Raw genomic sequence first — 16,172 nt, 5'->3', positions numbered from 1 at the left:
GGGCGCCCCGCTCGACGTACGGTCGGGGCATGCGCATCGTCATCGCGGGTGGACACGGTCGGATCGCGCTGCGGCTGGAGCGGCTGCTCTCCGCGCGCGGGTACGAGGTCGCGGGCATCGTCCGCGACCCGGAGCAGGGCGACGACCTGCGGGACGCGGGGGCCGAACCGGTGCTCTGCGACCTGGAGTCGGCGACCGTCGAGCACGTGGCGGGGATCCTCCAGGGCGCCGACGTGGCCGTCTTCGCGGCCGGGGCGGGAGCGGGCAGCGGTATCGAACGCAAGGACACCGTGGACCGGGGCGCGGCCGTCCTCTTCGCCGACGCGGCCGAACGGGCCCGCGTACGGCGCTTCCTGATGGTCTCCTCGATGGGCGCCGACGCCCGCCACGACGGGGACGAGGTCTTCGACCACTACCTGCGGGCGAAGGGCGAGGCCGACGACCACCTCCGCACCCGGCTGGGCCTGGAGTGGACGATCCTGCGCCCGGGCGCGCTCACCGATCAGGCCGGTACGGGCCTGGTCCGCCTGGAGGCGGACACGGGCCGGGGGTCGATCCCGCTCGACGACGTCGCGGCGGTCCTCGCGGAGCTGATCGAGACCCCGGCGACGGCGGGCCTGATCCTGGAACTGCTCTCGGGCTCGACGCCGGTCTCGGTGGCCGTCAAGGACGTGGCGGGCAACTGACGTCGGACGCGGGTCATCCCGGGTCCCGGGCCCGGCCCGCGGGTCGTTCAGAACTCGGCGCTCACCTTGTCGTCCGAACGGCCCACCGAGTCCTGCCGGAACCGGTGCTCGTACGTCCGCCGGATGCGCTCGATGCGCGCGCCGCGCTCCTGCGCCTCCTTCTCGGGGTACAGCAACACCACCTCGTACGAGGTCTCGTGGACGATCCGGCCGTCATGGCCGCGCCATTGGCCCCGCCCGTGGTGGACGGTGAGTCCCTCGGGGAAGGCCGGGGTGATCTCGCCGTCCAGGAAGCGGGTGAACTCCCCCTCCCCGACCGGCCCCTGGCCGCCCGGGCGGTCACTGCCGAAGTAGAGCCGCGTCTCCCGGTACGGCTCCCCCACCCGGGTGTCCAGAGCCGCCCCGACCAGGGCCGGGATGCCGGCGCCGAGCAGGGCGAGCAGGACGCCGCCGCCGACCTTGCCTCGTGTGTCCGATGTCCGATGCACGCCCCGTGAACGACCCGACGTCCCCATCGTTGCGCGGGAGGCGCCCGATAGGGTCACTGCGGATTCGGCCGCGGGGACGGTCGTACGAGGCACCGGAGTGGGGCGAATGGGCGACGGCGACTGGCGGATCGGCGAGGCGGAGGGGGCCCGGCTCGCCGCCCGGTGGTGGAAGTGGGCCCTGTCCGCGCCGGAGGACCGCAGCCCCGTCGGTGACACCACGGGGCGCAACGCCGGATGGCGGCAGCCCGAGGACCTGTGGTTCCTCGCCGGGACGCACGGCGGCCGGGTGGTGCGGCGGTGCACGGTCCCGAGCGGCCGGAAGTTGTTCTTCCCGGTGCTGAACACCCAGCGGGCGGCGGTCCCGTTCGTCACCAGACCGTGGACGCCGACCGTGGCGCGGGCGCGTGCGGCCCTGAACAGCGTGCCGCTGAGGCTGGAGGAGTTCTCGTCGAGGCCGTTCCAGTCGCTGGGGATACCCCGGGTCGCCTGGGGCCTGTGGTGCGGACTCGGCCCGCTCCCGGCGGGTCAGTACGTACTGGAGATCGCGGCGTCCGCGACGAACGGCTTCTGGGTCGACATCACGTACCACCTGACGGTGGAGTGAGGGCGGCCGGGGAACGAAGAAGGCCCCCGTTCACTGGGTGAACGGGGGCCTCTTTCGCGTGGCGGCGCCAGGGTTCGAACCTGGGTAGGCTGAGCCGGCAGATTTACAGTCTGCTCCCTTTGGCCACTCGGGCACACCGCCAAGAGATGTTGCCGTTTTTCCGCCTTGCGGCGGCGCTCCGTGGCAACGACGTAAACAATACCCGATGGCCGGGGGTGCTTCGCCACAGGATTGATCAGCGCCGCACGTGGGCGTGGTGGCTAGGCTTTGCGGAGCGGGCCGGGGTTGTCCGGCCGCGCCCTCCGGGGCATCACACAGCCGACTTCAAGGAGCCACAGCACATGGCCGACTCCAGTTTCGACATCGTCTCGAAGGTCGAGCGGCAGGAGGTCGACAACGCCCTCAACCAGGCCGCCAAGGAGCTCTCCCAGCGTTACGACTTCAAGGGGACGGGCGCGTCGATCGCCTGGTCCGGCGAGAAGATCCTGCTGGAGGCGAACTCCGAGGAGCGCGTGAAGGCCGTCCTCGACGTCTTCGAGACCAAGCTGGTCAAGCGCGGGATCTCGCTCAAGGCCCTGGACGCCGGTGAGCCGCAGCTGTCCGGCAAGGAGTACAAGATCTTCGCGACGATCGAGGAGGGCATCTCCCAGGAGAACGCGAAGAAGGTCGCGAAGATCATTCGTGACGAGGGTCCCAAGGGCGTCAAGGCTCTGGTCCAGGGCGATGAGCTGCGCGTCAGCTCCAAGAGCCGCGACGACCTCCAGACCATCCAGTCCCTCCTCAAGGGCAAGGACCTGGACTTCGCGATCCAGTTCGTGAACTACCGCTGATCAGGGTCTCCGACCCGCACCAACGCTTCCAGGTGAGCGTGGCGGGGCACAACGGGGGCACGGCGCCGAGGACCGCCTCGACGGCTGCCCGCGTTGTGCCCTCGCCGTCCGGCCGCAGGTGCGCCACAGGTGCGGCTCGGCGGGCCTGTCGGAAAAATCGCCGGCGCCGGGGTGGGGCGGGCCGGCTATGATCACGGCAAGCGGGGTCGTAGCACAGAGGTAGTGCGCCTACACAGCATGGAGGAGGACGCCGGTTCGAATCCGGCCGCCCCGCCCCTTCCACTTTGAACGGCCGTTCATCGGCCTGCCGTCGAGAGATCCGGCAGAACCGCGTCCCGCGCGCGGTCGTGAGGCCGCCCGCGACGTGTCGGCCGCCGTTCCCGCGGCCGTGACCCCGCCCGCGGCAAGGGACCCACGCGGTGAGGGATCCACGCGGTGAGGCGTCCACCGGCAACGAGGTGAAGAGACCCGTCACGGCTGCGCCCGTTCGTATCCGTGGACGGGCTCGCGGCGCTCTGGCGCCGATGGTTGCCGGTTCGGGGCGGTGCCCCGTCGTCCCCGGCCCGTCCGGGTGGTGGACCGCGCGTGTGCGGGGCGTGTGCGGCGCGTGCTCCGCCGCGGGCCCCTGTGGTCACTGGGCACGGGCCGGTGCGCCCACCACGCTGGGTGACAACCATCCATCACGTGGCAGGGGGTTCTCGCATGCCTGGGGCCGGTACGTTTCGCGAAGACTTCGGGGCGTCCGTCGTCGTCGCGCTCGTCGCGCTGCCGCTCTGTGTCGGCGTCGCCGTCGCCTCCGGGGTGCCGGCCGAACTCGGCATCGTCACCGGGGTGGTCGGAGGCCTCGTCACCGGCTGGTTCCGCGGGAGTTCGCTCCAGGTCAGTGGCCCGGCCGCGGGGCTGACCGTACTCGTCTACGAGGCCGTGCGGGCGTACGGTCTGCCCGCGCTCGGGGCGCTGGTGGTGGCTGCCGGGCTGCTGCAACTCGCCATGGGGGCGCTCCGGCTCGGGCGGTGGTTCCGGGCGATCTCCGTCGCCGTGGTGCAGGGGATGCTGGCCGGGATCGGGCTCGTACTGATCGCGGGTCAGTTGTACGCGCTGGGCGGGGTCCGGGCCCCCGGGCAGACCCTCGCGAAGCTGGGTGGGGTGCACGTGCTCGGGGCGCAGGCCGACTGGGCCGCCGTGGCGCTCGGGGCCGGGACCATCGCCGTGATGGTGCTCTGGCGGCGCGCGCCGGCCCGGATCAGGCTCGTACCGGGGGCGCTCGTCGGGGTGGCGGCGGCGACCGCCGCGGCCGCGCTGTTGCGGCTCCCGGTGGACCGGGTGCGGGTGAAGGGCGTGCTGGAGGCGGTGACCCTGCCGGCCGTGGACGACTTCGGGGTGCTGCTGTCGGTGGGAGCTGTCGGGACGGTGGTGGCGCTCGCGCTGATCGCGTCCGCGGAGACCCTGTTCAGCGCGGCGGCCGTCGACCGCATGCACGACGGGCCGCGCACCCACTACGACCGGGAGCTGGTCGCCCAGGGCGTCGGGAACCTCACCTGCGGGCTGCTCGGGGCGCTGCCGATGACCGCCGTGATCGTGCGCAGCGCCGCGAACGTGGAGGCGGGGGCGCGGACCCGGGCGGCGCGGGTGATGCACGGGGGTTGGCTGTTGTTGTTCGCCGTGGCTCTGCCGCAGGTGCTGGAGGTGGTGCCGCTCGCGGCACTGGCCGGGGTGCTGCTGCACGCCGGATGGAAGCTGCTGCCGGCCAGGGCGGTGGCCGCGCTGTGGCGGACGCACCGGGGCGAGGCGGTGGTGCTGGTGGTGACCGCGTCGGCGATCGTGGCGACCAACCTGTTCGAGGGGGTGCTCATCGGACTGGGTCTGGCCGTCGCCAAGGCGGCCTGGGAGACCTCCCACGTGCACCTGGAGGAGGTGTGGGAGGGGGACGTGCTGTGTGTCCGGGTGCTGGGGAACGCCAACTTCCTGCGGCTGCCGAAGCTGTTGGACTCCCTGGACGCGCTGCCGCCCGGGCAGCGCGTACGGCTGGACCTGGGCGGGCTGCGGCACCTCGACCACGCCTGCCTGACGGCCCTCGACGGATGGGAGCGGGCCCGTGCCCGTACGCCCCTCCCCGGCCGCGAGGGCGTCGCCTAGGGCGACGCCCGGGGCCCGCGAGCCGGGTCAGCGGGAGGCGAAGGGGGCGTCGGTCGGGACGATCTCGCGGCCCAGCGGGAGCAGGGAGAGCGGGACCATCTTGAAGTTGGCGATGCCGAAGGGGATGCCGATGATCGTGACGCAGAGCGCGATGCCGGTGACGATGTGGCCGAGGGCCAGCCACCAGCCCGCCAGGACCAGCCACAGGACGTTGCCGACGCAGGAGCCGGCGCCGGAGTCGTGTCGCTCGACGGTCGTGTAGCCGAAGGGCCACAGGGCGTACACCGCGATGCGGAAGGCGGCGATGCCGAAGGGGATGCCGATGATGGTGATGCAGAGGATCACACCCGCGAGGCAGTAGCCGAGGAACAGCCAGACGCCGCTGAGTACGAGCCAGATCACGTTCAGGATTGTCTTCACTGCGTACGGCCTGCCATCTGTTCGAGCCGGGCGATGCGCTCGGCCATCGGGGGGTGCGTCGAGAACATCCTCGACAATCCCTCACCGGGGCGGAAGGGGTTGGCGATCATCATGTGACTCGCCGTCTCCAGACGTGGTTCCGGGGGCAGCGGCAGCTGCTTGGTGCCGGCGTCCAGCTTGCGCAGGGCGCTCGCCAGGGCCAACGGGTCGCCGGTGAGCTGGGCTCCGGAGGCGTCGGCCTCGTACTCGCGCGAGCGGCTGATGGCGAGCTGGATCACGGACGCGGCCAACGGGCCGAGAATCATGATCAGCAGCATGCCGAACAGGCCGGGTCCCTCGTCGTCGTTCGAGCGGCCGATGGGGATCAGCCAGGCGAAGTTGACCAGGAACATGATCACGGAGGCGAGTGCTCCGGCGACGGACGAGATGAGGATGTCGCGGTTGTAGACGTGGCTCAGCTCGTGGCCGATCACCCCGCGCAGCTCGCGTTCGTCGAGGATGCGCAGGATGCCCTCGGTGCAGCAGACCGCGGCATTGCGCGGGTTGCGGCCGGTGGCGAAGGCGTTGGGGGCCTCGGTCGGCGAGATGTAGAGCCGGGGCATGGGCTGGCGCGCGGAGGTGGAGAGCTCGCGGACCATGCGGTACAGCTCGGGGGCCTCGAACTCGCTCACGGGGCGGGCGCGCATCGCGCGTAGAGCCAGCTTGTCGCTGTTCCAGTACGCGTACGCGTTCGTCCCGAGGGCGATGAGGACGGCGACGATCAGGCCGCCCCGCCCGAAGAAACTTCCGATGACGATGATGAGTGCGGACAGCCCGCCGAGGAGTACGGCGGTCTTCAGCCCGTTGTGCCGGCGGTGCACGGTACGCCCTCCAAGTGGTGCGGCAGGGGGACCCCGTCCAGGATCTTCGGTGCGAAGGGTCTCCGGTCCAGTGGACCCTTCCTTCCTGGTCAACGCGAGGTGGGGGCGTCTGGTTCCCGGGGCACGACGGGGACGCCGCACCGGTGGGCCGGGCGGCGGGGCGGCCGTGGGCATTGCTCCGTACGGGTCACGGCGTGCGGGACGGCGTGTGGGCGGGCGTGCGGGGCGGGCGGCTACTGCGGGAAGAGGCTGCCCGCGGCGAAGCGCAGGATGAGCTGCGGGGCGCCCGAGAGGACCAGGGCGGTGACTCCGGTGAGCACGATGGCGACGGTGATCGGCAGGGGGGCCTTCACCCGGGCCCCGGCGGTGGCCGCGCCCTCGCCCGCGCTCTCGCCCGCGGCCTCCCGCGGGGCGCGGAAGAGCAGGGCCGTCCAGCGCAGGTAGTAGTACAGGGCGATCACGACGTTGATCGCCATCAGCACGGCCAGCCAGCCCAGCCCGGCGTCGACCGCCGAGCGGAAGACGGTGACCTTCGCGAAGAGGCCGATGAGGCCGGGCGGCAGTCCGGCCAGGCACAGCAGGAAGAAGGCCAGGGCCAGGGCGGCGGCGGGGCGCTCGGCGTACAGGCCCCGGTAGTCGTCGATGCGGTGCAGCGGCTTGGTGCGGGCGACCAGGGCGGCCACGGCGAAGGCGCCGAGGTTCACGGCCGCGTACATGAGGGCGTAGGCGACGGTGGAGCCGATCTGGTCGCGGTCGGAGTACGCGGCGGCGGCGATCGGGACCAGCAGGTAGCCGGCCTGGCCCACCGAGGACCAGGCGAGGAGGCGGACGGCGCTGTTCGGGCGGTCGGCGGACTGGCGCAGGGCGGCGACGTTGCCGACGGTCATGGTCAACGCGGCGAGGACGGCCAGCGCCGGGCCCCAGATGTCGGAGTACGCCGGGAAGGCGATGACGGTGACGAGGATCAGGCCGGTGAAGCCGACGGCCTTGCCGATCACCGAGAGGTAGCCCGCGATGGGCAGCGGGGCGCCCACGTAGGTGTCGGGGACCCAGAAGTGGAAGGGGACGGCCGCCGTCTTGAAGGCGAAACCGACGAGGGTGAGGGCGACGCCCGCCATGGCGAGGGTGTCGAACCGCGCGGGGACGTCTTCGAGCCGGTCGGCGACCTGGGCGAGGTGCAGGGAGCCGGTGGCCGCGTAGACGAAGGCGACGCCCATCAGGGACACGGCGGTGGCGGTGACCGAGGACAGGAAGAACTTGAGGGCGGCCTCGGAGGACAGCCGGTCGCCGCGGCGCATGCCGACGAGGGCGAAGGCCGGCAGCGAGGCGACTTCGAGGGCGACGATCAGGGTGGCGAGGTCCCGGGAGGCGGGCAGCAGGGCCGCGCCGGCGGCCGAGGAGAGCAGCAGGAACCAGTACTCGCCCGCCGGCATGCGGCCGTCGCGGACGGCGGTGACCGACAGCAGGGCGGTGACCAGGGCGCCGGCCAGCACCAGGAACTGCACGACGAGCGCGAAGTGGTCCGCGGTGTAGCTGCACGCGCCGGGGTCGCCGGTGAGGCAGAAGGTGGCGCGGTCGCCGGCGCGCAGCGGCAGCAGGGAGGCGGTCGCGGCGGCGAGCCCGGCCACGGAGACCCAGCCGAGCAGCGGCTTGCGCTCCTCGGGCAGGAAGAGGTCCGCGACCAGGACGACGAGGGCGACGGCGGCGGTGATGACGACGGGGGCGATGGCGAGCCAGTCCACGGACTGGACCAGGCTCGGGGTCTGCGCGCCCGCGGCGGACAGGACCGTCATGAGTTGCCTCCTGCGAGGAGCTTCTGGACGGCCGGGTCGGTGAGGCCGAGGAGGACGGCGGGCCACAGGCCGGCGAGGACGGTGAGGGCGACGAGCGGGGTCCAGGCGGCGAACTCGTAGTGCCGGACGTCGGCGACGGTGATCTCGGGTCCGGCCTTCGGGTCGCCCATGCAGACCCGGCGGACGACGACCAAGAGGTAGCCGGCGGTGAGCAGCGTGCCGAACGCGCCGACGGCCGTGTACGTGAGGAACGCCGACCGGGGCAGTCCCTCGGCCGGGTCGAACGCACCGAACAGGGCCAGCATCTCGCCCCAGAACCCGGCGAGGCCGGGCAGCCCCAGGGAGGCGACGGCGGCGAAGGCGAGGAGCGCGCCGAGGCGGGGGGCGCGGCCGTAGAGGGCGGCGCCGGTCGCCCCGGCGAGGGTGTCGAGGTCGGCGGTGCCGTAGCGGTCCTTGAGGGCGCCGACCAGGAAGAAGAGGAGGCCGGTGATCAGGCCGTGGGCGATGTTGGCGAACAGCGCGCCGTTGACGCCGGTGGGGGTCATGGAGGCGATGCCGAGGAGCACGAAGCCCATGTGGCCGACGGAGGAGTAGGCGATGAGCCGCTTGAGGTCGCCCTTGTTGCCCTTGCGGGCCAACGCGAGGCAGGCGAGGGACCCGTAGACGATGCCGACGACGGCGAACGCGCCGAGGTAGGGGGCGAAGGTGGCCATGCCGTCGGGGGTGATCGGCAGCAGGATGCGGACGAACCCGTACGTGCCCATCTTCAGCATCACGCCCGCCAGCAGCACCGATCCGACGGTGGGGGCGGCGGTGTGTGCGTCCGGCAGCCAACTGTGCAGGGGCCACATGGGGGTCTTCACGGCGAGGCCGAGGCCGATGGCGAGCACGGCCAGGAGCTGGGTGGTGTGGGACAGTTCGCGGCCGTTGTCGGAGGCGAGTGCCACCATGTCGAAAGTGCCGCTGTCCAGCCCGATCAGCAGCAGGCCGAGCAGCATGACCACGGATCCGAGGAGGGTGTAGAGGATGAACTTCCAGGCGGCGGCCTGCCGCTGAGCGCCGCCCCAGCGGGCGATGAGGAAGTACATCGGGATGAGGACCATCTCGAAGGCCAGGAAGAACAGCAGCAGGTCGAGGACGGCGAAGGTCGCGAGGGTGCCGGACTCCAGGACGAGCAGCAGGGCGACGAAGGCCTTCGGGGAGGGGCCCTCGGGGAGCTTGAAGTAGCTGAAGAGCGCGCAGAGGAAGAACAGCAACGCGGTCATCAGGAGGAGAGGGAGCGAGATGCCGTCGATGCCGAGGTGGATCCGGATGTCCAGTGCCGGGATCCAGCCGATGTCCGTCGTCGCCTGGAATCGGGACGGGGCGTCGTGGTCGAAGCCCAGGGTCAGGGCGATCGTCGCGGCGAGGATCACGCCGGTCACGGTCACGCCGTGGCGCAGCACGGCCTGTTCGGGGCTCTTGCCCTTGAGGCCGGGCGGGGCCGGCAGGAGGGCGGCGACGGCGCCGAGGAGCGGTACGGCCACGACGAACGCCAGGAGGAACTGCATGACGGACGGGCTGATATCAATCACGGCTGACTCACGGCTCACGATCCGGCGTTGACGTTGGCGAGGACGGCGGTGGCGATGGCCAGGACCACGGCGCCGGCGAGCAGGGCGCTCAGGTAGCTCTGCACGTTGCCGGTCTGGGCGCGGCGGACGAGGGCGCCGAGCAGTCGGGGGCCCGCGCCCGCGCCGCGGACGTACGTGTCCACGACCTCCCGGTCGAGGAAGCGGACCAGGCCGGCGGCGGCCCGTACGGGGCGGACGAACAGCCGGTCGTAGACGGCGTCGAGGTGGAAGCCGGCCGCGGCGTGGCGGTGCAGCGGGCCGAGGAGCGCCTTGCCGGGGTCGGGGGCGGGACCCGCGGGGACGGTGGGGTGCTCGTGGGCGACCTCCGCGACCTCGGGGGTCTCGGCGGCGGACTCCGCCGCGGCGGTGGCGGCGGAGACACCGGCCGCGACGGCGGCGGGCTCGTCGGTGACGGCGGCGGCCGCGGGTCCGATCGCGGCGGGGGCCGCGTATGCCGCGGCGCCGGCGCGCTGCCAGAGGCCGTAGGTCAGCAGGACGCCGATGACGGCGGCGCCGACTCCGAGGACCGAGGTGACCACGGACGGGGTGAGCTGCTCGCCGTCGAACCAGTCGGCGAGGGGGCCGGCGGCGAGGCCGAAGGCCACCGTGGGGATCGCCAGCAGCCACAGCACGCCGGTCATGGCGACGGGCTCCTTGCCGTGGTCGGGGGCGGCGGCGCCCCGGCCGCGGAAGGCCATCAGCCACAGCCGGGTGGCGTAGGCGGCGGTGAGCAGGGCGGTCAGCACGCCGGAGACGAGCACCAGCCAGCCGGCCGCGCCGGGGGCGACGTCGGAGTGGCCGGTGGCGGTGCGCTCGGCGGCGACGAGGATCGCCTCTTTGGAGAAGAAGCCGGCGAAGGGCGGGATGGCGGCGAGCGCGAGGAGCGCGAGCGTCATCGTCCAGAACGCGTCGGGGATGCGCTTGGCCAGGCCGGCCGTGCGGGACATGGCGGCCAGGGAGTTCGTCCCGGCGGCGTGGATGATCACGCCCGCGCCGAGGAAGAGCAGCGCCTTGAACGCGCCGTGCGACAGGAGGTGGAAGACGGCCGCGCCCCGGTCGCCGACGGCCAGGGCGCCGATCATGTAGCCGAGCTGCCCGATCGTGGAGTAGGCCAGTACGCGTTTGATGTCGTCCTGGGCCAGGGCGGCGAGGGCCGAGCCGACCATGGTGATGGCCGCCATGGCGGCCATCACCACCAGCGCGGCCCGGGAGGCCGCGAAGACCGGGAGCAGGCGGGCGACGAAGTACACGCCGGCGGCGACCATCGTCGCGGCGTGGATCAGCGCGGAGACCGGGGTGGGGCCCGCCATGGCGTCGGGCAGCCAGGTGTGCAGCGGGAACTGCGCGGACTTGCCGGCGACCCCGGCGAGCAGGAGCAGCGCGATCAGCGTCGGGTGGTCGAGGCCGCCGGCGCCGACGGTGTCCAGGATCTCGGTGATCCGGAAGGAGTCGGCGTCGGTGGCGAGGGCGAACAGGCCGATGAGGAAGGGCACGTCGCCGAGCTTGGTGACGAGGAAGGCCTTCAGGGAGGCGGAGCGGGCCGCCTCGGTCTCCCAGTAGTGGCCGACGAGGAAGTACGAGCAGATGCCCATGACCTCCCAGCCGACGAGCAGCACCATCAGGTCGCCGGAGTAGACGACGACCAGCATGGCGGAGGTGAACAGGGAGACCAGGGCGGCGTACGACGGGTAGCGCGGGTCCTCGCGCAGGTAGGCCGTGGAGTAGAGCTGCACGCAGGTGGCGACCACGCCGACCAGCACGGCGACCAGGGCCGCGAAGCCGTCCACGTACAGGCCGAGCTCGATCGGCACCGAGCCGGTCGGGGTCAGCTCGGTCGCGGTGTCGATGGCCGGGCCGCCGCCCTGGCGGACGGCGACGAGCACGGCCAGCACGGCGGCGCCCAGCGTCGGCAGGATGGCGAGCGGCCGGACGAAGCCGGGGGCACCGCGGCCGCACAGCAGTCCCGCCACCGCGCCGAGGAACGGGAGGAGGGGGACGAGGACCGCGAGGGTCGTGGTGCTCACGCGGTGACCTCGCTCTGGATGCTCGGATCGGTCGGGGCGGGCTCGTGGCCCTCGGCGGTGTCGCGCAGTCGGTCGACGTCCGAGGTGCCCCGGTTGCGGTACACCGTCAGCACGATCGCGAGGCCGATGCCGATCTCGGCGGCGGCGATGGCGATGGTGAAGAGGGTGAGGGCCTGGCCGGCGTGCAGGGCGTCGCGCAGCCAGACGTCGAAGGCCACCAGGTTGAGGTTGACGGCGTTGAGCATCAGCTCGACGGCCATCAGCACGAGGATGGCGTTGCGGCGGGCGAGTACCCCGTACAGGCCGACGCAGAAGAGGAGCGCCGCGAGGACGGCCGGGTAGGCGAGGTGCATCAGCGCGGCCCCTTCTGGTCGTCGGGGCCGGCGGCGGGGTCGTTCCTGCGGGACAGGACGATGGCGCCGATCAGGGCCGCGAGGAGGAGCACGGAGAGGGCCTCGAAGGGCAGCACCCAGTGCTGGAAGAGGAACTCGCCGGTGACCCGGGTGGATCCCTGGGCGGCCCCGTCGAGGTCGATCCAGGTGGTGCGGAAGGCGTCGACGACGACCCAGACGAGTGCGACGGCGGCGACGATCGCGACGCCGAGGGCGACGGGGCGGTTGCCCGAGTCGGCGTCCGGGGACCGGCCGATGGGCGCCTTGGTCAGCATCAGTCCGAAGAGGAGCAGGACGACCACGGAACCGAGGTAGATCAGCACCTGCACCCACGCGATGAACTCGGCGGTCAGCAGCAGGTACTCGACGGCGATCCCGCCGAGCGCCACGACCAGCCACAGCGCGGCGTGCACGAGCTGTTTGGTGGTGACCGTGACGAGCGCCGCGCCGAGGGTGGCGAGGCCGACGAGGACGAAGGCGATCTCGACGCCCGTCGGGGAGAGGAAACCGGGGCCGGTGGCGGCCAGGGTGGCGGCGGGGCTCACGCGTCTCCCTCCGGGTCGGTCGGTGTCTCGGTCGCGGCGGCCGCGGCGGCGGCCGCTTCGGCGGCGGCAGCCGCTTCCGCCTTGTCCACGGCCTTGCGGGCGGCGGCGATCTCCTTGGGCTCCTCGGCGGCCGGGTCCAGGGCGGGCGGGGCCGGCACGGTCCACATCCATTCGCGGAGCTTGTCGCGCTCGTGGGTGAGTTCGAGGATGTCGGTCTCCGCGTACTCGAACTCCGGCGACCAGAAGAGGGCGTCGAAGGGACACACCTCGATGCAGATGCCGCAGTACATGCAGAGGGAGAAGTCGATGGCGAAGCGGTCGAGGACGTTGCGGCTGCGCTCGCGGCCACCGGGGGCGGCGGCGGGCACCGTCTCCTTGTGGGAGTCGATGTAGATGCACCAGTCGGGGCACTCGCGCGCGCAGAGCATGCAGACCGTGCAGTTCTCCTCGAACAGCGCGATGACGCCGCGGCTGCGCGGCGGGAGTTCGGGCTGCACGTCGGGGTACTGGGCGGTGTGCGAGCGCCTCGTCATCGTGCGCAGGGTGACGGCGAGGCCCTTGGCCAGGCCGGATCCGGGAACGGGCATCAGTTGATCGCCACCTTCACGATGCCGGTGAGCGCGATCTGGGCGAGCGCGAGCGGGATGAGGACGGTCCAGGCGAGCTTTTGCAACTGGTCCTCGCGCAGTCGGGGGTAGCTCACGCGGAGCCAGATCACCACGAAGGCGAGGACGGCGACCTTGAGGAGGGTCCAGACCCACCCCAGGTCGTCCCCGCCGAAGGGGCCGTGCCAGCCGCCGAGGAAGAGGACGGTGGTGAGGCCGCACAGGACGACGATGCCGGCGTACTCGGCGAGCAGGAACAACGCGAAGCGCAGGCCGGTGTACTCGGTGTACGCGCCGAAGATGATCTCGGAGTCGGCGACGGGCATGTCGAAGGGCGGCCGTTGGAGTTCGGCGAGGCCGGCGATGAAGAAGACGAGCGCGCCGACGATCTGCCAGGGCAGCCACCACCACTGGAAGGCGTCGACGATGCCGGGGAGGGAGACCGTGCCGGCCGCCATGGCCACCGAGGCGGCCGTGAGCAGCATGGGCAGCTCGTACGCCAGCAGTTGAGCGGCGGTACGCAGACCCCCCAGCAGGGAGAACTTGTTCGCCGAGGCCCAGCCGGCCATCAGGCTGCCGAGTACGCCGACGCCCATGACGGCGAGGGCGAAGAACAGGCCCGCGTCGATGACCTGGCCGACCGCGCCCTCGCCGGGGCCGATGGGGATGACGAGGAGGACCAGGAGGTAGGGGAGCAGCGCGACGGCGGGGGCGAGCTGGAAGATCCGCCGGTCGGCGTCGGCCGGGACGATGTCCTCCTTCTGCGCGAACTTCACGCCGTCGGCGACGAGCTGGGCCCAGCCGTGGAAGCCGCCCGCGTACATGGGGCCGAGGCGGCCCTGCATGTGGGCCATCACCTTGTGCTCGGTCTGCCCGACGACGAGCGGGAGCACGAGGAAGACGACGAAGACGACGATCAGTCGCAGGGCGACGTCGAGGACGTCGTTCACGCGTCGCCTCCGTTGTCGGGGGTGGGGTCGGGGGTGGACTCGGACCCGGGTGCCGGGTCCGGCTTCTTGGCCGGGGCCTTGCCCGGGGCCGTGTCCGGCCTCTTGTCCGGGGTTTCGTCCGGGGTTTCGTCCGGGGACTTGTCCGGGGCGGGTCCGTCCGTCGGAGTCTGGGCCGGGGGCGGTGCGGGCGTCGCGGCCGGCGCCGGTTTCTCGAAGGCGGGCTTCGGGTCGTGCCAGGGCGCGTCGCTGCCGCGCCCGGCCGGCGGCGGCGCGGCGGGCGCGTCCGGGGCCCCGGTCGCAGGCCCCGGCGGGCCGGCCTGGCTCGCGGAGCCGTCCGCGACCGACCGGCTGCGCCGCACCGGACGCACCGGGGCGTCGCCTTCGGCCGGGGGTGCCTGGGTCGCGGAGCCCTCGGCCACCGAGCGGGTACGGCGGACCGGCGCGCCCTCGCGGGGCGTCCGGGCCGGGGCGCCCGCGCCGCCGGCCGCGCGCGGGGTGCGGGCGGGGCGGGTGGGGGCCGGCGGCAGTTGGCCCTTGAGCGGGCCCCAGTCGTTGGGGTCGGGAACGCCCGGCGGCAGCATCTGTCGTCGCTTCGGCGCGTCGGGGTCGTGTGCCTCGCCCGGCTCCTTGGCGCCCGGCCAGGCCTTGGCGACGCGGGCCGCGAGCACGAAGTCCTTGCGCAGCGGGTGGCCCTCGAAGTTCTCGGGGAGCAGGAGGGGAACGAGGTGGGGGTGGTCGGTGAAGATCACCCCGAACATCTCGAAGGTCTCCCGCTCGTGCCATTGCGCCCCCGCGTAGACGGCGACGGCGGACGGCAGCGAGGCCGCCGCGTGCGGGACGGTGGTCCGCAGCAGCAGGCGTCGTACGCGGTGGTTCTCCAGCGAGACGACGTGCGCGCAGACCTGGAAGCCGGTGCCCGGCTCGTCCACCGCGCTCAGCCAGTCGAAGTAGGTGCAGCCCAGCTTGTCGCGGGCGATCTCCAGCGAGGAGATCCAGGATCCGACGGGCACGTCGACCGTGAGGACGTCGTACGCGAACGAGCCCACGGCCTCGGCGCCGAAGACGGTCGCCGCCGCGTCGGGCAGGGAGTCGTAGAGGTTCACGCGCCGGCCCCCGCTGTGGCCGAGGGCGCGGGCGGGGGCGTGACCAGGCCGCTGGTGAGTTGGGCTACGGACGGATTCGCGTAGCGGTCCGCGAGCGACTCTCGGGCGATCTTCTCCTGGAGCTTGAGGATCCCCTGGAGCAGCGCCTCGGGGCGCGGCGGGCAGCCGGGCACGTAGACGTCGACCGGGATGATCTGGTCGACGCCCTTGGTGACGGAGTACGAGTCCCAGTACGGTCCGCCGCAGTTGGAGCAGGCGCCGAAGGAGATGACGTACTTCGGCTCGGGCATCTGCTCGTAGAGCCGCTTCACGGCGGGGGCCATCTTGTCGGTGACCGTGCCCGAGACGATCATCAGGTCGGCCTGCCGGGGACCCGGCGCGAAGGGGATGACACCGAGTCGGATGAAGTCGTGTCGGGCCATGGACGCGGCGATGAACTCGATCGCGCAGCAGGCCAGGCCGAAGTTGAAGACCCACAGGCTGTAGCGGCGGCCCCAGTTCAGGACCACCTTCATGGGTTCGGGTGCCAGTCGGGAGAGCACTCCCAGCCGCTTCGGCTCGGGAAGCGGCTGCGGCTCGGCCGGTGTCCCCGCCGGTGTCACAGCCATTCGAGGACGCCCTTCTTGTACGCATAGAGCAGGCCGACGGCCAGGAAGCCCAGGAAGAGGAACATCTCCACCAGGGTCGTGGCGCCGTAGCCGGCGGCGGCGAACACGGTCGCCCACGGGAACAGGAAGATCGAGTCGACGGCGAAGATGACGTAGAGGAACGCGTAGACGTAGTAGCGGACCTGGGTGTGCGCCCAGCCCTCGCCGACGGGGTCCACGCCGCACTCGTACGTCAGGAGCTTCTCGGGGGTGGGGACCACGGGCCGCAGCAGTCGGCCGGCGCCGAAGGCCACGGCGACGAACAGCACGCCGAGCACGGCGAGCAGGCCGACGACCGAATAGCTTCGGAAGTAGTCCGCCGCGTACACGGTCACGGTCGATACCGTTGGGTCGGGCACGTCCGTTCCTCGCTCCTCGGCCACTGTCGACGATCTGGGTGATCTGGTACGCACGGGAGTCTAGGGCCTGGGCCACGCGGGGTGGGGTTATCCCCCGTTCACCGCCGCCGGGCCACC

At 72.3% G+C, this 16,172-nt stretch carries 17 protein-coding genes and 2 tRNA genes; 5 read left to right on the top strand and 14 right to left on the bottom strand.

The window, feature by feature from the left end; genetic code table 11:
* Positions 1–29: 29 nt before the first annotated feature.
* Positions 30–686: an SDR family oxidoreductase gene (locus OHA84_RS21520; protein ID WP_053682643.1), complete on the top strand. Its 657-nt coding sequence runs from the start codon at positions 30–32 to the stop codon at positions 684–686.
* Positions 687–733: 47 nt separating this feature from the next.
* Here OHA84_RS21520 and OHA84_RS21515 read toward each other — a convergent pair whose 3' ends face one another.
* Complete coding sequence (locus OHA84_RS21515) at positions 734–1,174, bottom strand: DUF3574 domain-containing protein (RefSeq protein WP_266970178.1); 441 nt, start codon at positions 1,172–1,174, stop codon at positions 734–736.
* A 106-nt stretch (positions 1,175–1,280) separates the two neighbouring features.
* Between OHA84_RS21515 and OHA84_RS21510 the strand changes: the two genes are divergently transcribed.
* Positions 1,281–1,778 carry a hypothetical protein gene (locus OHA84_RS21510; RefSeq protein WP_266970180.1) on the top strand — a complete coding sequence of 166 codons (498 nt, stop codon included), beginning with the start codon at positions 1,281–1,283 and terminating at the stop codon, positions 1,776–1,778.
* A gap of 59 nt (positions 1,779–1,837) precedes the next feature.
* Here OHA84_RS21510 and OHA84_RS21505 read toward each other — a convergent pair.
* Positions 1,838–1,919: transfer RNA gene (locus OHA84_RS21505), tRNA-Tyr, on the bottom strand.
* 200 nt (positions 1,920–2,119) lie between these two features.
* On the opposite strand from OHA84_RS21505, the gene OHA84_RS21500 reads away from it, so the two are divergent.
* The 3 genes from OHA84_RS21500 (at position 2,120) to OHA84_RS21490 (ending at position 4,744) form a co-directional block, all read left to right on the top strand.
* Positions 2,120–2,608, top strand: coding sequence for a YajQ family cyclic di-GMP-binding protein (locus tag OHA84_RS21500; protein WP_266949218.1), 489 nt, complete (start codon positions 2,120–2,122; stop codon positions 2,606–2,608).
* A 200-nt stretch (positions 2,609–2,808) separates the two neighbouring features.
* Positions 2,809–2,883 (top strand) — tRNA-Ala (locus OHA84_RS21495).
* 427 nt (positions 2,884–3,310) lie between these two features.
* Positions 3,311–4,744, top strand: coding sequence for a SulP family inorganic anion transporter (locus tag OHA84_RS21490; RefSeq protein WP_053682647.1), 1,434 nt, complete (start codon positions 3,311–3,313; stop codon positions 4,742–4,744).
* Between the two features lie 27 nt (positions 4,745–4,771).
* Here the strand turns inward: OHA84_RS21490 and OHA84_RS21485 are convergent, their stop codons facing one another.
* From OHA84_RS21485 to OHA84_RS21430, 12 genes are all read right to left on the bottom strand, one after another.
* Positions 4,772–5,164: a YccF domain-containing protein gene (locus OHA84_RS21485; RefSeq protein ID WP_053682648.1), complete on the bottom strand. Its 393-nt coding sequence runs from the start codon at positions 5,162–5,164 to the stop codon at positions 4,772–4,774.
* Positions 5,161–6,024 (bottom strand): zinc metalloprotease HtpX, encoded by an 864-nt coding sequence (gene htpX, locus OHA84_RS21480; protein WP_266970183.1) that lies wholly within the window; start codon positions 6,022–6,024, stop codon positions 5,161–5,163. The genes OHA84_RS21485 and htpX overlap by 4 nt, the downstream gene beginning before the upstream one ends.
* Before the next feature lie 233 nt (positions 6,025–6,257).
* Complete coding sequence (locus OHA84_RS21475) at positions 6,258–7,817, bottom strand: NADH-quinone oxidoreductase subunit N (protein WP_053682650.1); 1,560 nt, start codon at positions 7,815–7,817, stop codon at positions 6,258–6,260.
* Positions 7,814–9,367 carry a NuoM family protein gene (locus OHA84_RS21470; protein WP_053682651.1) on the bottom strand — a complete coding sequence of 518 codons (1,554 nt, stop codon included), beginning with the start codon at positions 9,365–9,367 and terminating at the stop codon, positions 7,814–7,816. Before OHA84_RS21470 ends, OHA84_RS21475 begins: the two co-directional genes overlap by 4 nt.
* Positions 9,368–9,405: 38 nt before the next feature.
* Positions 9,406–11,454: an NADH-quinone oxidoreductase subunit L gene (locus OHA84_RS21465; RefSeq protein WP_266970185.1), complete on the bottom strand. Its 2,049-nt coding sequence runs from the start codon at positions 11,452–11,454 to the stop codon at positions 9,406–9,408.
* Positions 11,451–11,807, bottom strand: a complete 357-nt coding sequence (gene nuoK / locus OHA84_RS21460) for an NADH-quinone oxidoreductase subunit NuoK (protein ID WP_053682653.1) — start codon at positions 11,805–11,807, stop codon at positions 11,451–11,453. The genes OHA84_RS21465 and nuoK overlap by 4 nt, the downstream gene beginning before the upstream one ends.
* Entirely contained in the window at positions 11,807–12,391 is a 585-nt protein-coding gene (locus tag OHA84_RS21455) for an NADH-quinone oxidoreductase subunit J (RefSeq protein WP_053682654.1), read from the bottom strand. The genes nuoK and OHA84_RS21455 overlap by 1 nt, the downstream gene beginning before the upstream one ends.
* On the bottom strand, positions 12,388–12,978 hold the full coding sequence (locus tag OHA84_RS21450; protein ID WP_199826649.1) for an NADH-quinone oxidoreductase subunit I: 591 nt from the start codon (positions 12,976–12,978) through the stop codon (positions 12,388–12,390). The genes OHA84_RS21455 and OHA84_RS21450 overlap by 4 nt, the downstream gene beginning before the upstream one ends.
* Positions 12,978–13,946: a complex I subunit 1 family protein gene (locus tag OHA84_RS21445; RefSeq protein ID WP_053682655.1), complete on the bottom strand. Its 969-nt coding sequence runs from the start codon at positions 13,944–13,946 to the stop codon at positions 12,978–12,980. The genes OHA84_RS21450 and OHA84_RS21445 overlap by 1 nt, the downstream gene beginning before the upstream one ends.
* Positions 13,943–15,049 carry an NADH-quinone oxidoreductase subunit C gene (locus tag OHA84_RS21440; RefSeq protein ID WP_266970187.1) on the bottom strand — a complete coding sequence of 369 codons (1,107 nt, stop codon included), beginning with the start codon at positions 15,047–15,049 and terminating at the stop codon, positions 13,943–13,945. The genes OHA84_RS21445 and OHA84_RS21440 overlap by 4 nt, the downstream gene beginning before the upstream one ends.
* Positions 15,046–15,657 (bottom strand): NADH-quinone oxidoreductase subunit B, encoded by a 612-nt coding sequence (locus OHA84_RS21435; protein ID WP_053682657.1) that lies wholly within the window; start codon positions 15,655–15,657, stop codon positions 15,046–15,048. Before OHA84_RS21435 ends, OHA84_RS21440 begins: the two co-directional genes overlap by 4 nt.
* Positions 15,648–16,055 (bottom strand): NADH-quinone oxidoreductase subunit A, encoded by a 408-nt coding sequence (locus OHA84_RS21430; RefSeq protein ID WP_053682658.1) that lies wholly within the window; start codon positions 16,053–16,055, stop codon positions 15,648–15,650. Before OHA84_RS21430 ends, OHA84_RS21435 begins: the two co-directional genes overlap by 10 nt.
* Positions 16,056–16,172 lie beyond the last annotated feature (117 nt).

The sequence above is a fragment of the Streptomyces sp. NBC_00513 genome (genome assembly GCF_041431415.1).
Taxonomy (GTDB): domain Bacteria; phylum Actinomycetota; class Actinomycetes; order Streptomycetales; family Streptomycetaceae; genus Streptomyces.
The sequence above is the reverse complement of the archived record's forward strand: the minus strand, read 5'-3'. Positions and strand labels throughout refer to the sequence as shown.

Coding starts and splice junctions, on each gene's coding strand:
- OHA84_RS21470 (WP_053682651.1), bottom strand. CDS start 9,367: ATGCAGTTCCTCCTGGCGTTCGTCGTGGCCGTACCGCTCCTCGGCGCC.
- nuoK (WP_053682653.1), bottom strand. CDS start 11,807: ATGCACCTCGCCTACCCGGCCGTCCTCGCGGCGCTCCTCTTCTGCGTC.
- OHA84_RS21490 (WP_053682647.1), top strand. CDS start 3,311: ATGCCTGGGGCCGGTACGTTTCGCGAAGACTTCGGGGCGTCCGTCGTC.
- OHA84_RS21450 (WP_199826649.1), bottom strand. CDS start 12,978: ATGCCCGTTCCCGGATCCGGCCTGGCCAAGGGCCTCGCCGTCACCCTG.
- OHA84_RS21475 (WP_053682650.1), bottom strand. CDS start 7,817: ATGACGGTCCTGTCCGCCGCGGGCGCGCAGACCCCGAGCCTGGTCCAG.
- OHA84_RS21435 (WP_053682657.1), bottom strand. CDS start 15,657: ATGGCTGTGACACCGGCGGGGACACCGGCCGAGCCGCAGCCGCTTCCC.
- OHA84_RS21500 (WP_266949218.1), top strand. CDS start 2,120: ATGGCCGACTCCAGTTTCGACATCGTCTCGAAGGTCGAGCGGCAGGAG.
- OHA84_RS21510 (WP_266970180.1), top strand. CDS start 1,281: ATGGGCGACGGCGACTGGCGGATCGGCGAGGCGGAGGGGGCCCGGCTC.
- OHA84_RS21520 (WP_053682643.1), top strand. CDS start 30: ATGCGCATCGTCATCGCGGGTGGACACGGTCGGATCGCGCTGCGGCTG.